Here is a 13,845-nt window from a genome sequence, read left to right on the forward strand (position 1 = left end):
GGCGACACTCGCGAGCAATTACGCTAAAATGCCATTTTTCGTGAACCTTAGGAATGTGGCGATGAACACAAGTAGTAGAGCCAGCACAAATAACAAAAGAAAATCACATGCTAACAAGCCCGCATTCTCTAGGCACACCACAACGCGGAAAAAATCAATAACTAATCGGCAGTCAAAACCCGCCTTACCGCCAGAGCAAGTAAAAGTCGTTCTATTTAATAAACCTTTTGATGTTTTGTGTCAGTTTACTGATGATCAAAATCGTCAAACATTGGCTGACTTTATTGATATCAAAGATGTGTATGCAGCAGGTCGCTTGGATAGAGATAGTGAGGGACTATTGCTACTGACCAACTGCGGTAAATTACAAAACACCCTGACTTCTCCTAAAAAATCGACCTATAAAACCTACTGGGTTCAGGTCGAAGGAGAGCCAAGTAGCGAAAGCCTAAATGCGCTTAGAAACGGTGTAGAACTAAAAGATGGTCCAACTTTACCTGCCAAAGTAGAAGTAATAACTGAGCCCAATGTTTGGCCACGTAACCCGCCGATTAGAGAACGCAAAAATATCCCGACAACCTGGCTTTCTATTTCCATCAAAGAAGGACGTAATAGACAAGTTCGTCGTATGACGGCACATATTGGTCATCCCACGCTTAGACTTATTCGCGCACAAATAGGTAAATATAGTCTGGGCGATCTTAAAAACGGTGAATATCGAGTGCTTTAGCATTTCCTACTAGGACTTTTCTCCTGCGCTTGAACGCCTCACGGACGTGCAATTTAAAGAGATTTGAGTATAATAAGCGCTTTCTATCTGAGCATTAAGATTAATAGCGAAATTATGAGCGATAATAGTCACATTAAAGTCATTGTCGGAATGTCCGGCGGTGTAGATTCTTCTGTATCTGCCTACCTTTTAAAACAACAAGGCTATCAAGTTGAAGGCCTGTTTATGAAGAACTGGGAAGAAGATGACAATGATGAGTATTGTGCAGCAGCTGAAGATCTAAAAGATGCTCAGGCAGTGTGTGATAAGTTAGGTATTGAGCTACACACAGTGAACTTTGCTGCTGAATACTGGGACAATGTGTTTGAACACTTCCTTGAAGAATACAAGGCTGGCCGTACACCAAACCCAGACATCATGTGCAACAAAGAAATCAAATTTAAAGCATTTTTACAGTTTGCAGCAGAAGCGTTGGGCGCGGACTATATCGCAACTGGCCACTATGTTCGTCGCGCGGAGCGTGACGGTAAATTCGTTATGCTTCGTGGAGATGACGAGAACAAAGATCAAAGCTACTTCCTTTACACATTAAGCCATGAACATATTGCGCAAACACTCTTCCCTGTGGGTGAAATTGAAAAGCCAGAAGTGCGTAAAATTGCAGAAGATCAAGGCTTAATCACGCACGATAAAAAAGATTCAACCGGGATCTGCTTTATCGGCGAGCGCAAATTTAAAGACTTCCTTGCCAAATTTTTGCCCGCGCAGCCTGGTGTGATTGAAGATTGTGAAGGTAATCATGTTGGTGAGCATGAAGGCTTGATGTACCACACGCTAGGTCAACGTAAGGGCCTATTAATTGGTGGTTCAAAAGAAGGCAACGGCGAACCTTGGTATGTGGTCGATAAAGATATCGAACGTAATGTACTGGTTGTTGGTCAAGGTAAAAACCACCCTCGCCTGTTCAGCAACGGTTTAAACGCAAATCAACTACATTGGGTCGACCGCGTAGGTCCGCAAGGTACAACTCGCTGCACGGTAAAAACACGTTATCGCCAAACCGACATCCCTTGTACGTTATTAGTTGGCCAAGATGGTATGGCACGTGTGCTATTCGATGAGCCACAAAAAGCCGTAACTCCTGGACAATCTGCGGTATTCTACGCAAATGACGTGTGCCTTGGCGGCGGTATTATTGAGTCGGTGATTAAATAATGCAAAACCAATACGTAATGCCTCTGGCGGCAATGTGTCAGATCAGTAAACTGGTACAAAAATGTGCGCGTTACGGCACCTTCAATGAAAACGAAGTTGAGGGCTTTTTAAAAAGCATTATTAACACTTCTCCTGAACGCCCAGAGGACGTTTACCCAGACAAATTTGCCATCAAAACAGGCTGTCGAACACTAATTGAACAGCTTTCGGCTGGCGGCGAAAAAGACGTTGAAATGGTTAAATATGTTGGCGCGATGATGCAATTAGAGCGAGTGCTAAGTAACGATAGCAAATCTCTTGATTTGTTAGCACAAAAAATTCAGCAAGTTGAGCGCCAGTTATTACACTTTGATATCTGTGAAAGTCAAGTTGTTGCCGCACTTGCCGACATTTACGGTCAAGTGATAAGCCCTCTTGGTCCTAAGATCCAAGTATTCGGTAAGCCTGAGTTATTAAAACAAACAGCAACACAACAAAAAATTCGGGCACTATTACTCGCGGGGATCCGTAGTGCAGTACTGTGGCGCCAACTCGGCGGTAAACGTCGCCATTTCTTTTTTGCGAAAAAGAAAATCATTACTGCTGCAAAAAGTTATATGTAATACCAATTTGTCTTAATACTTGCTCAATTTGAAGGGAGCAAATCTGACGCTAACAGCGTTAAAAATTTTTTATTTAGAACACTAAATAGCAAAATTTTGCCTTGCCTATATGGATGTAGGTAGCTTGGCGTGAGCAGGATGCGGAAGCGGTGTTATCGACTAGATTTTATCGCCTCAAAGTAGACCACTTAATTAATCAAGTTGGTATAAAATTCGTAGTGGTTCAAATACCACTATCCAAGTATCGTTCAAAAACAAATAGTTAGGAGTTATTATGGAGCTTTCAGCGTTAACCGCTATCTCTCCTGTGGATGGTCGCTATGGTAGCAAGACCAAAGAACTGAGAAGCATCTTCAGTGAATTTGGCTTGATCAAATACCGCGTCATCGTAGAAGTTCGTTGGCTACAAGCGCTAGCGAGCAGCGACGCCATTAAAGAAGTACCTGCTTTCAGCGATGAAGCCAACGCACTTCTTGATAGCATCGTTGAAAACTTCAGCGAAGCAGACGCAGCACGCGTAAAAGAGATTGAGCGCACCACTAACCACGACGTTAAAGCTGTAGAATACCTTCTTAAAGAAAAAGTAGCTGACAATGCCGAGCTAAATGCCGTCAATGAATTTATTCATTTTGCATGTACCTCTGAGGACATCAACAACCTTTCTCATGGCCTAATGCTAACAGAAGCGCGTGACACGGTATTACTGCCATACTGTGATGAGCTACTGAGCGCAATCAAAGACAAAGCGGTTGAGTATAAGTCAATTCCAATGATGACTCGTACACACGGCCAACCTGCTTCACCATCAACTATGGGTAAAGAGTTTGCAAACGTGTATGTTCGTCTGCAACGTCAACGCCAGCAAATTGCTAACGTACAAATGCTGGGTAAAATCAATGGTGCCGTTGGTAACTACAATGCTCACCTAAGCGCTTACCCAGATTACGATTGGCATGCACACAGTGAACGTTTTGTATCAAGCCTAGGTTTGACTTGGAACCCGTTCACAACGCAAATCGAACCGCATGACTATATCGCTGAGCTATTCGATGCGATTGCACGCTTCAATACTATCTTAATTGACTTTGACCGTGACGTTTGGGGTTATATCGCGCTAAACCACTTCAAGCAAAAAACCATTGCTGGTGAGATTGGTTCTTCAACAATGCCTCATAAAGTTAACCCTATCGACTTTGAAAACTCTGAAGGTAACCTTGGCATTGCTAACGCTATCTTTGCGCATCTTGCACAAAAGCTACCTGTTTCACGCTGGCAACGTGACCTAACTGACTCAACAGTTTTACGTAACTTAGGTGTTGGTATGGGTTATGCGCTTATCGCGTATCAAGCAACGCTAAAAGGCGTTAGCAAGTTAGAAGTTAATGCTGAGCGTTTACTTGCTGAGCTTGATGATAACTGGGAACTACTAGCAGAGCCAATCCAAACGGTAATGCGTAAGTACGGTATCGAAAAACCATATGAAAAGCTAAAAGATCTTACTCGTGGTAAACGCGTAAACAAAGAAATCATGGCTGACTTCATCGATAACCTAGACTTGCCAAATGAAGTAAAAGCACAAATGAAAGAAATGACGCCAGCAAACTATATCGGTCGTGCTGAAGCGTTCATTGACGAACTAAACTAAGTATAAAGCGACACCAGCTTCTTACTACTTGGTATAGAATAAGCGAAAGAGTGCACTCTTTCGCTTTTTTATTACTGGAATCTCCCTATGTATCAACTGCAAATAAATGACCTTACCTTCGAACAATTTCTTGCCCAGTATTGGCAAAAGAAGCCACTACTCATCAAGCAAGGATTCCGAGACTTTGAAGACCCAATTGAGCCAGAAGAACTTGCCGGCCTTGCAACTGAAGAATGCATAGAATCTCGAATTGTTACTAATCACAATGATAACTGGGAAGCCCATCACGGCCCTTTTAAACAATTTGATTTACTCACCGATAGCAACAGCACCCTGTTGGTCCAAGCCGTTGATCACTGGCACCCACAAGCCGCACAATTAATAGAAGCGTTTAGATTTATACCAAATTGGCGTATAGACGATCTGATGATCAGCTTTTCGACGCCTGGTGGTGGCGTTGGTCCGCACTTAGATCAATATGATGTTTTTATAATTCAAGGACAAGGTAAACGTCATTGGCGAGTCGGCGAACGCGACAACAGCCTAAAGCAATTTGCGCGCAACAAGAGTCTATTACAAGTAGAGCAATTCGAAGCGGTCATTGATGCAGTTCTTGAACCGGGTGATATCTTATATATTCCACCAGCTTGTCCTCACGAAGGTTATGCAGTTGAGGATGCTTTAAACTACTCAGTTGGCTTTAGAGCGCCTGATCAAAAAGACTTGCTTTCAAGCTTTGCTGATCACGTAATTGATATGGAAGCTGGAAAACGCCGTTTTAGCGATCCAGAATTACAACTAAGAGCGTCTATTGGCGAAGTGACCTGCGACGACCAACAACAGATAAAGTCTCTGCTCAATGCTTTACTTGAAGATAAAGCACTATACAGTCAATGGCTTGGAAAAACACTCAGCGAACCAAAACATGAGATGGATCTCGCGCCATTAGACCCCGTAATTGATCCTCAGGAGCTTCTCGAGATCGCCAAAGATAACCCATTGGTTTATCGCGCTGGTGGAGTACGTGCGATTTACCAAATCTGTGACGATCATATTTTGTTCAGTGTCAATGGTGAAAACTATGAATTAGACCATCATTGTTTAGATGCCGTAAAGCAGCTAAGCGATCATGTTGAGTTTGAGTTTAATGCAATAATTCCTGCATTAAATAGTTTGGAATTTAAACAAACGTTAACTAAACTGATTAATGATGGGACCTACTTCGTTGAAGACAGTGATCCAGCCGATGCTGACTTCGATGAGGGCTGGGAGTAGAGCCTGTTAGAACAAGATAGCCGCGTTCACAAAAACAACAATATGCCGCGAAAGCTTTGATCTTCAAGGTTTTCGCAAGCTCTAGCTTGTCGCTAAACAGGGAATGCAGGTGCAATCTGTAGATGGGGGCAGTATGAGTTATAGGATCAGTAGAGTAACTTGGCAAACCAAAAAATTGGAGCTCAAAGCGATACGCGAGCGCGTATTTGTGTATGAACTTCACATTCCTAAAGAAGTTGAGTTTGATCAGCAGGATATCACTGCTGAACACTTAATTATTATTGACGAATTCGATGGTCCAGTTGGCACAGGACGACTGTGTGAAGACGGCTTGTTAAGCCGTATCGCGATATTCAAATCTCACCGTAATCGAGAAGCTTATGCCTCATTGATTGGGGGACTTGTTGACTTGGCAAAAGACAAAGGCTTTGAAGATGTTTTTATCCAATGCATTTTGGATGAAGTGCCCGAATTTTTACAATCAGGGTTTTCTACACATGGTCACGTATTTATGGAAGCAGGCATTCCAAGACAGCGCTTGAAATGCCCTATCCAATCACTCAAGATGGATCCGTTTACGATGCTTCATTAGCCCAAAGTTCATCTTTAGCGAAAAGGTCATATAGACCGTGAGCTCGGTTTACCAGTAGATTAGCAAACTGGGCTTGTGTTTTTTCTACTGGCTTTGCAGACATAATTTCTTCTGCTTTCATTTGCCAATGGAATGAAAAATAGCGCAGTGCTTCACGTGCTGTAGCGGCTGCTGATGCCTCAATATGATCCGTCGGTAGATTACCTGTGATCACCCAATACTTTTTGCCGTTTTGACCTTTGATTTTCCAAAGCGCAACCAATGGTTCAATATAGCGACATTCTTTTTCAATAATACTCTGCGGTAACACCCCTTTATCCGCGAGATGTTTTTGTGCAGCTTGTACGCAGCTACGCTGCCATTGTATTGATCTTTGCTGCTGTTGTTCTGGTGTTAACGCCTCTTGCTGCGGTTGGTTTTGTTCTTCACTCATTGTTCGCCCTTTTATTCTTTTTAGATTACCGAATAGCATTTTACTTTATCGTTATTTACGCAGTGCGTTTCATAGCAAATTATCCAGCAAATCGGTTTTGATTCTTATACACCAAGCACTCAAATGCTTGCGAAGTTACCTGATACTAAGCTTTTGCAGTCATAACGGCAATACGAACAAAGGAATTTTGAGTTTATATGATTAATTACTGAGCTGTAAGTTTCGAGAAAGTTTCTTTTTCTATTCTAGCCACATCAACATGATTACTTAAACTCAAGGAATACTGACTATGGCTAGATTACTATTAACGATCACTACTTCTCTTTCATTCTTTTGTTGTTCGTCAGCGTTTGCTGAACAGCAGCCCCAATCAGAAGCGCTAAAATGGGGGATCGGCGGCGCTATTATTGCTCAGGACCAAGGTTATATAGATATTGGAAATGAAACAGAGTTTGTACCGGCCATCGCCATACAATATGGCGACTTCAACCTACTAGGGCCAAGAGCAACCTATAAACTATATCAAGCCGAACAATTTGAAATCAGTGTGGGTGCTCAATTACGGTTAGATGGATTCGAGGCAGCTGATAGCAAGTTCTTTACTGGCATGGAAGACAGAGATATGAGTTTCGATGCTGGATTTGAAGCAGAATATGATACTAGCTTTGGTGAATTTGGATTCGAATTTATGCATGACGTGAGTAGTACACACGAAGGCTATGAAGCCAGCGTAAGCTATGGTGTACCATTTAGATTTGCTGACGGCAGAGTATACCCGTATATCGCTGCGAACTTTCAAAGTGAAGACCTTGTTGATTATTACTATGGTGTCAGAGTAAACGAAGCATTAAGTTCTCGACCCTATTACCTTGGTGAATCCAGCACTGCACTCGAAGTCGGTATTCAAAGCGATTGGTTTTTTGGTAAACATCATATGCTTAAAGCTGATGTTAGTTACACCAGTTACGGTGATGAAATAAAAGATTCTCCCCTTATCGATGCCTCTGGCAACGTACAAGTTTTGCTTGGGTATGTGTATGTTTTTTAGATTAGCAATAATGACGATCACCTTAACGCTTCAGGGCTGCGGTGATCCTTCAAACCTAGAGACTACTGCAGAAAAACGCTCAACGACGCTTATTTCAGTACCTGTAGAGTTAGCTACAACTATTCCGACGAAGCATTTTTATAGTCGTATCACAGGTAGTAATGTTGTCTATGTTGCTTCACTGTCACAAGGGAGAATTGAGTCTTTATATGCCTACTCAGGTCAATTAGTTAAAAAAGGAGACGTGCTAGCGTCCCTCTATTCTCCAAGACTTAGCGCACAGCTGCGTGAAAAGCAAGCGTTACTAGCCAGTTCTAAACGTACTGAGCAAAAGACACAGATTGATTTCGACCGAGCTAAAAAGCTCTTTACGGAGAAGCTTATAGCAAATTCTGCATTTGAGTCCGCAAGGCTTGCGTTTAATATTGCAACTCAGCAAGTCCAAGCAGCACAAGCTCAGGTTGAAGAGGCAAAGAATGCACTGAATGAGAACAAAATATTCGCTCGAAAGGAAGGTATCGTCACCAATATTTACGCTCGTTCAGGTGATGTTGTCTCTGCGGGACAGCCAATTTTCCAACTCCAGACATTATCTACGCTAAAGGCTGAATTTCAGCTCCCTGAACAAGAATTTATTGCTTTACAACTTAACCAAACCGTTCACATAGCCATTCCTTCGCTAAGCAAAAGTCTAAGCGGTAAAATTATAGAGAAAGGTTTACCCTCTAATGCCGTTGGTAAGCTTTTTAAACTTATCGTCGATTTGGAAGTGAGTGACTCTGAACTAGTTGGCCTGCATAGTCGTCTTGAGCTCCCTATCACCAATACACCACTCTATAAAGTGCCAAGCAACGCAATCCACTATGATGCCTTGGGGAAAGCCTATGTGCTGGTTACTGAACCCAAGGTCCAAAGACGCGATGTGACTATTTTTGACAATGATGATAACCAAGTCATAGTCACAGCACCAAAACTGATGGGTAAAAACGTACTCATCACATCGGAGGCCAAGTTAAATTTTAACTTAGCGCTACTGGAAGGTGAGTCTCATGAACAAAAGTAGAAGCTTATTAGTCCTATTCTCGCACTTTGTATTTAACCGACTTCAGCAGCGCTTATTTACAAGCATTACTGGCAGACCTATCAATAGGTTACAGGAGGAAGTTTATGGATAAGCTTCTCCCATCTAATTATCTCACTCCACGTCTAGTACTCGGGCTAACTCTGCTGCTTGTATTCACAGGTATTGTAGGCTGGTTTAAAGCAAAAAGTCAGGAGGACCCCAGCTTCCCCTATCGAAATGGCTTTATTCAAATTGTAAATCCAAGTGCTAGTGTCACTCAACTCAATGATGTCGTTGTTAAGCCACTTGAGCGACGTTTAGCAAAAATTGATGAGATTAATACCATACACGCACGGATAAGAACAGGAAGTGCTGTTATCGATATTGAGCTTAAAGAGCAAGTGTATAATACCGCTTTAGTTTGGCAACGCATCAAAGATGAAGTAGCACCACTGGGTGCAAGCTTAGCTGATAGCCAATTCTATGTAGTAGATCGAGCACAAGATACTCAAGGGATAGTCTTAACCGTGCGCACGGGAAAAGGATTAACAGCAGATAGAAAGCTCGCCCTCGAAGTACGTGATGAGCTTGAGTATCTCGACGTTGTGAGAAGTGCCTCGCTAGTAGGCGACCCCGGGCTTGAATTGGCTATTTCCTATTCTCAAGAGCGAATGCTCGCTTTTGCCCTCTCGCCAGCAGAGATTGCAAAACAGCTACGGGATGCCAATCAGCAAGATAGCCTTGGCGTATTGTCGCAAAATCTAAGTGCGCTATCGCTATTGCCTGTCAATCACCTGCGTAACGACGCTCAGTTAAAAGACGTACAAATAACAACACCTGACGGGTCAAAAATCCCACTCAGCACTCTCGCTGATATTGGCTACCGGACTGCCCCAACTTCAAGCGAGCAATTTTGGAAAAATGGTCAGCGAGTCATCGGTATTGCATTATCTCTACCGCCCAACCAGCATAATATCGCTAACGCAGGGGATACTATCAAACAAGCTATTGCCGACATTAATGCACGATTTACAGATGCTCCCATTAAACTTGAGATTTTCCAGCCCGACTGGTCTCAAAAACGCCGTGAAGGATTGGTAAATTCTCTAATTCAAAGCTGTATCGCTATTTGCGTTGTTTTATTACTATTTCTCTCGGTGCAAAGTGCGATTGTTATCAGTTTAACCGTACCCGCTATCGTGTTTTCGTCACTGGCGTTATTTACTACTTTCGATGGTGTTATTCACCAAATGACCATTGCTGGCTTGGTACTCTCATTGGGCTTGATGGTTGATAACTGCATTATCGTAGCTGAGCGACTGAGTTATTTACGCAGCAAAGGGTTTACGATGAGATCTGCCTTGGCGCACTCTGTGAACGAATTGAAAAAACCGCTTGCGGCGGCAACAATGACTACTATCGCAGCCTTCGTTCCCATGCTGTTGGCAAAAGGCAGTGTCGCTGATTTCATTGCTACTATTCCAGTGCTCGTTATCATCTGCATCTCATTGAGTTATGTTGCAGCTTTACTACTGCTTCCTGTACTTTTTGTTTATTTCCCTATTTCCATCCCTTGGCTAGAAAGGTGGCAGGAAACCGTTACTCAGAAACTTTCAACATTTGGCTATCAGCTAGCTCATAAAACATTACAACATCCCGTATACACGATTGTGGCCGCGACTGCCATGCTATGCACTTTACTTTCGCTACCCAATGCCAACGGCAAGTTCTTCCCAAATGCTAACCGCAATCAGATTTATATCGACGTCCAATTGCCGTTAGCTAGCCACATAGAAACAACAACCAAGACAGCAAATCAAATCGCCGAGTATGCCCTTCAGTATCCTGAAGTCAGCGAAGCGATGGTATTTAGCGGCTTTTCAGGTCCAAGGTTCTACTATAACCTTGCGCAAAAACCAAATGAATCCCATATTGCTCGAGTTGTACTAACGTTGCAGGATGATGTTAACCCGCCTGAATTTTCGCGCTTCATCGATAGTAATTTAAACAAGCAATTTCCTGAAATCTTAATCAACGCCCGTGAGCTCGGGCAAGGACCTCCTATTGAAAGCCCGATTGAGTTGAGGTTGAGTGGCAATGACCGCAATGCTCTATTCGCAAGCGCTGAAGCTATGCTTATGCACCTCAGACAGCACCCTAAAATCACCTCCCCATATCGTAATTATAGTTTGGGCGCTCCTACCATTAACTTAGCAGCTCAGCAACTTACCTTATCAGCCTTGGGTTTAGCACGCAGCGATATTGCCGAATATATCGCATGGCGTAGCTCTGGATTAAAAGTAACAACTCTTGATTATAATTTCGAACCGATAGATTTGATGATTGTTGACACTACTTCTAATCAAAGTAGTACTGATATTCTAAATACTCAAATCATGCTACCCAACCAACTAAGCACACCCCTATTTGCGGTCTTGAATGCCGAGGTTATTGGCACACCACCATTTATTGAAAGGCGCGATGGCAAGTTTGTAATGTCTATAAAAGCAGATGTCGCTATGGGAAGTGACGAAGAAGAAATCCTCGAAGGGTTACAACCGACCTTGCTAAAAATCGCGCAGCAACATCAAGTGACGTTAATGTTTGGCGGGGAATTGGAAGAATCGGAACAGGCTAATGGCGCTTTACTACAAACACTTCCTTTTGGAGTCGCATTGTTATTTGGGGCATTAATGTTGCAGTTTAATTCATATCGTTTAGCAATATTGGTGATGCTAACTATTCCCCTCGGCGTTGTAGGAGCGCCGGCTATGTTATCTATCGTCGGAGTACCCTTTGGCTTTATGTCAATATTAGGTGTGCTCGCGCTTATGGGTATTGTAGTGAACAGCGCAATTTTGCTGATTGAGCATACTCTTGAACATTTAAATCAAGGCACAGAGCTATCGCAGGCAATTTGTTTATCGGTACAAACGCGTCTTCGTCCTGTTATAGTAACTACATTAACAACCATAGTTGGCATGTTGCCGCTAACTTCCAGTGCAAGCCCTTTGTGGCCACCATTAGCCTTTGCAGTAATTGGAGGTTTGCTGACTTCAACTTTGCTTACGATGCTGATATTGCCGCTTATACTGAAGTTTTTACTATCAAGTAAACGTTTTCAAAAACCACAACTAGAAACAGAAAATAAGGAAATATTAATTCAATGAGAGTGCTAATCACTGAAGATAATCAGCAGCTTGCGACATTTATACAGCAAGCAATTACTCAAGATGGTCACGCCGCTGATATTGCTGCAACTGCTGCACAAAATGAACAGTTAATGCAAAGCTGGCAGTATGATGCCCTCATACTAGATTTAGGCTTGCCAGATAAAGATGGTTTAGAGGTTATTCGCTCAATTCGAAAACAACAAAATGGATTACCAATTTTGATCCTCACCGCGCGTGGCAGTGTCGATGATCGCATCAAAGGACTTGATTTGGGTGCGGATGACTACCTGAATAAACCCTTCGCGATTGACGAGCTTAAGGCAAGACTTCGAGCATTGCTGCGTCGCCCGAGTACCTACACCGGAAATCTATTAACACATAACAATCTTGCTGTTGATACAAAGGCACGTCGTGTCACCGTTGGCTGTGAAAATTTAGCGATGGGGAAAACGGAAGTTGCCATTTTAGAATATATGATCAGAAATGCAGGTTTAACCGTGGGCAAAGATGCGCTTTACGATGCTATCTATGCCATGGGTTTCGAAGTAACGGATAATGCAATCCAAGTTGCAGTGCACAGGATCCGCAAAAAACTAGAATCGTCCAATGCACAAACAACTATCAATACACTGCGCGGTATAGGATATATTTTGACATGAAGCAACTTTCTCTCGCGAAAAAGATATTTCTGCATTTTTTTATTATTGGATCTGCAGTATTCAGCTTGATTGGTGTTAGTTTATATTTATTCTCCACAAATTATGCCAATCTTGCTGTTGAGCAAAGCATGGTTGGTATGAGTGAAGACATTCAAGAGCAACTCTACTTTGATAATACGAATAAGTTAATATATCAATCTGACAGCGTGGCTGAGAAATGGGGCTATGATGCTTTGTACAATAACCTCGTGTTTCGCGTCACACACGCACAAACTGGTACTGTTTTGCTGCAGTCTACGACCAATGAGAGTAGTTCCTCGGCGTTGCAAGCATTGATTGATACTAAAGATATCCCCCTTGGATATTCTCACCTTAATGGTATTGATCGTTATCGCATCGAAACCAACATTGACACCGTCCCAGTGTTCATCGATTTGGGCAGAAATGATCTTATTGGCGAGCTTGCCAATGAAGCTGTCATGCCCGTACTGAGCCAAGTCTCTATTTTTATCATCAGCGCGGCATTTTTAGTGTTTATGGTTGTTGGATATCTGTCTATTCGCTCTATTGTTCGGCCCGTGAAAAGCGTTGCGGAACAACTTCAAAGGATAAGGCCTGAACAACTCAATTTTAGGCTAAGTGAGCAAGGTCTCCCTGTTGAAATCGTTCCCATTGTGCATTCGTTGAATCAAGCGATGGCAAGAGTCGAAACAGGTTTTGATGAACAAAAACGATTTGTTGCTAACGCAGCCCATGAGTTAAAAACCCCGCTTGCAATTCTCAATACCCGTGTTGAACTCGCCCAGTTAGATAAACACACCCACTCTGGTATTTTGGCGGATGTAAGTTATATGACACGTGTTGTACAGCAATTGTTAGACCTGTCTCGTGCGCAGAGCCTTAACGCTTACGAAAAGCATTCGCTCAGTATTGTACCGTTAGCGAAAGAAGCCTGTATGATGCTGGCGCCATTATCTGTCACCATGGATAAACAGCTAGAACTGGAAATTGATGATACTGAAGAAGTAATTACAGGCGATCAGTCCTCCATTCATATCATGATAAAGAATCTCATCGAAAATGCCCTACGCCACAGTACTGAGCAAGCTCAGATTAAAGTAAAGGCCTCTGGAAAATGTATCGAAGTTATGGATAGCGGCCCTGGGATCGATATCCAAAATTATGAAAAAATCTTCGAGCGTTTTTGGCGCAAAGAGCAGTCATCAATGACTGGCAGTGGTCTTGGTCTCGCTATTGTAAAAGAGGTAGTCGATTTACATCACGCCACATTAGATGTTACATGTCAAAATTATATGGGTGGTGCGACCTTTTGTGTCACATTTAAATGACCACCTCCAAACAGCGCCGTATTTATTGTCAGAAATTTTAATCGGTAGATTGAGACCTCAA

12 protein-coding genes are annotated in these 13,845 nt (G+C 42.7%); 11 read left to right on the forward strand and 1 reads right to left on the reverse strand.

Translation table 11 applies throughout. From position 1 onward, the window contains the following. Positions 1-61 precede the first annotated feature (61 nt). The 6 genes from EXT48_RS08565 to EXT48_RS08590 all read left to right on the forward strand — a co-directional run bounded on the left by EXT48_RS08565 (position 62) and on the right by EXT48_RS08590 (position 6,059). Positions 62-730, forward strand: coding sequence for a pseudouridine synthase (locus EXT48_RS08565; protein WP_130164207.1), 669 nt, complete (start codon positions 62-64; stop codon positions 728-730). Between the two features lie 114 nt (positions 731-844). Then, the gene (gene mnmA / locus EXT48_RS08570; protein ID WP_010379287.1) at positions 845-1,945 is read left to right on the forward strand and encodes a tRNA 2-thiouridine(34) synthase MnmA; all 1,101 of its coding nucleotides are present in this window, start codon (positions 845-847) and stop codon (positions 1,943-1,945) included. After that, a complete protein-coding gene (gene hflD, locus EXT48_RS08575; protein WP_010604919.1) occupies positions 1,945-2,547 on the forward strand; it encodes a high frequency lysogenization protein HflD in 603 nt (200 codons plus the stop codon). Before mnmA ends, hflD begins: the two co-directional genes overlap by 1 nt. 274 nt (positions 2,548-2,821) lie before the next feature. Further along, entirely contained in the window at positions 2,822-4,192 is a 1,371-nt protein-coding gene (gene purB / locus EXT48_RS08580; protein WP_039497692.1) for an adenylosuccinate lyase, read from the forward strand. An 87-nt stretch (positions 4,193-4,279) separates the two neighbouring features. Further along, on the forward strand, positions 4,280-5,467 hold the full coding sequence (locus EXT48_RS08585) for a cupin domain-containing protein (RefSeq protein ID WP_130164208.1): 1,188 nt from the start codon (positions 4,280-4,282) through the stop codon (positions 5,465-5,467). Positions 5,468-5,600: 133 nt separating this feature from the next. Continuing rightward, positions 5,601-6,059 (forward strand): GNAT family N-acetyltransferase, encoded by a 459-nt coding sequence (locus EXT48_RS08590; protein WP_130164209.1) that lies wholly within the window; start codon positions 5,601-5,603, stop codon positions 6,057-6,059. Here EXT48_RS08590 and EXT48_RS08595 read toward each other — a convergent pair. Then, positions 6,043-6,492, reverse strand: a complete 450-nt coding sequence (locus EXT48_RS08595) for a DUF4826 family protein (RefSeq protein WP_017219474.1) — start codon at positions 6,490-6,492, stop codon at positions 6,043-6,045. The genes EXT48_RS08590 and EXT48_RS08595 overlap by 17 nt on opposite strands. A 289-nt stretch (positions 6,493-6,781) precedes the next feature. On the opposite strand from EXT48_RS08595, the gene EXT48_RS08600 reads away from it, so the two are divergent. The 5 genes from EXT48_RS08600 (at position 6,782) to EXT48_RS08620 (ending at position 13,784) form a co-directional block, all read left to right on the forward strand. Further along, a complete protein-coding gene (locus tag EXT48_RS08600; protein WP_052258383.1) occupies positions 6,782-7,540 on the forward strand; it encodes a MipA/OmpV family protein in 759 nt (252 codons plus the stop codon). Beyond that, positions 7,530-8,603 carry an efflux RND transporter periplasmic adaptor subunit gene (locus EXT48_RS08605; protein ID WP_165384102.1) on the forward strand — a complete coding sequence of 358 codons (1,074 nt, stop codon included), beginning with the start codon at positions 7,530-7,532 and terminating at the stop codon, positions 8,601-8,603. Before EXT48_RS08600 ends, EXT48_RS08605 begins: the two co-directional genes overlap by 11 nt. A 104-nt stretch (positions 8,604-8,707) precedes the next feature. Continuing rightward, the gene (locus EXT48_RS08610) at positions 8,708-11,773 is read left to right on the forward strand and encodes an efflux RND transporter permease subunit (protein ID WP_130164211.1); all 3,066 of its coding nucleotides are present in this window, start codon (positions 8,708-8,710) and stop codon (positions 11,771-11,773) included. Further along, positions 11,770-12,435: a response regulator transcription factor gene (locus EXT48_RS08615; RefSeq protein ID WP_130164212.1), complete on the forward strand. Its 666-nt coding sequence runs from the start codon at positions 11,770-11,772 to the stop codon at positions 12,433-12,435. Before EXT48_RS08610 ends, EXT48_RS08615 begins: the two co-directional genes overlap by 4 nt. Continuing rightward, positions 12,432-13,784: a cell wall metabolism sensor histidine kinase WalK gene (locus tag EXT48_RS08620; protein ID WP_130164213.1), complete on the forward strand. Its 1,353-nt coding sequence runs from the start codon at positions 12,432-12,434 to the stop codon at positions 13,782-13,784. Before EXT48_RS08615 ends, EXT48_RS08620 begins: the two co-directional genes overlap by 4 nt. Positions 13,785-13,845 lie beyond the last annotated feature (61 nt).

Origin of the sequence: Pseudoalteromonas sp. CO348 (assembly GCF_004208845.1) — a bacterium.
In the GTDB taxonomy this organism is placed as follows: Bacteria; Pseudomonadota; Gammaproteobacteria; order Enterobacterales; family Alteromonadaceae; genus Pseudoalteromonas; species Pseudoalteromonas maricaloris.

What these genes read in the sequence shown, in the direction of transcription:
- EXT48_RS08565 (WP_130164207.1), top strand. Translation starts at nt 62, where the DNA reads ATGAACACAAGTAGTAGAGCCAGCACAAATAACAAAAGAAAATCACAT.
- mnmA (WP_010379287.1), top strand. Translation starts at nt 845, where the DNA reads ATGAGCGATAATAGTCACATTAAAGTCATTGTCGGAATGTCCGGCGGT.
- hflD (WP_010604919.1), top strand. Translation starts at nt 1,945, where the DNA reads ATGCAAAACCAATACGTAATGCCTCTGGCGGCAATGTGTCAGATCAGT.
- purB (WP_039497692.1), top strand. Translation starts at nt 2,822, where the DNA reads ATGGAGCTTTCAGCGTTAACCGCTATCTCTCCTGTGGATGGTCGCTAT.
- EXT48_RS08585 (WP_130164208.1), top strand. Translation starts at nt 4,280, where the DNA reads ATGTATCAACTGCAAATAAATGACCTTACCTTCGAACAATTTCTTGCC.
- EXT48_RS08590 (WP_130164209.1), top strand. Translation starts at nt 5,601, where the DNA reads ATGAGTTATAGGATCAGTAGAGTAACTTGGCAAACCAAAAAATTGGAG.
- EXT48_RS08595 (WP_017219474.1), bottom strand. Translation starts at nt 6,492, where the DNA reads ATGAGTGAAGAACAAAACCAACCGCAGCAAGAGGCGTTAACACCAGAA.
- EXT48_RS08600 (WP_052258383.1), top strand. Translation starts at nt 6,782, where the DNA reads ATGGCTAGATTACTATTAACGATCACTACTTCTCTTTCATTCTTTTGT.
- EXT48_RS08605 (WP_165384102.1), top strand. Translation starts at nt 7,530, where the DNA reads ATGTTTTTTAGATTAGCAATAATGACGATCACCTTAACGCTTCAGGGC.
- EXT48_RS08610 (WP_130164211.1), top strand. Translation starts at nt 8,708, where the DNA reads ATGGATAAGCTTCTCCCATCTAATTATCTCACTCCACGTCTAGTACTC.
- EXT48_RS08615 (WP_130164212.1), top strand. Translation starts at nt 11,770, where the DNA reads ATGAGAGTGCTAATCACTGAAGATAATCAGCAGCTTGCGACATTTATA.
- EXT48_RS08620 (WP_130164213.1), top strand. Translation starts at nt 12,432, where the DNA reads ATGAAGCAACTTTCTCTCGCGAAAAAGATATTTCTGCATTTTTTTATT.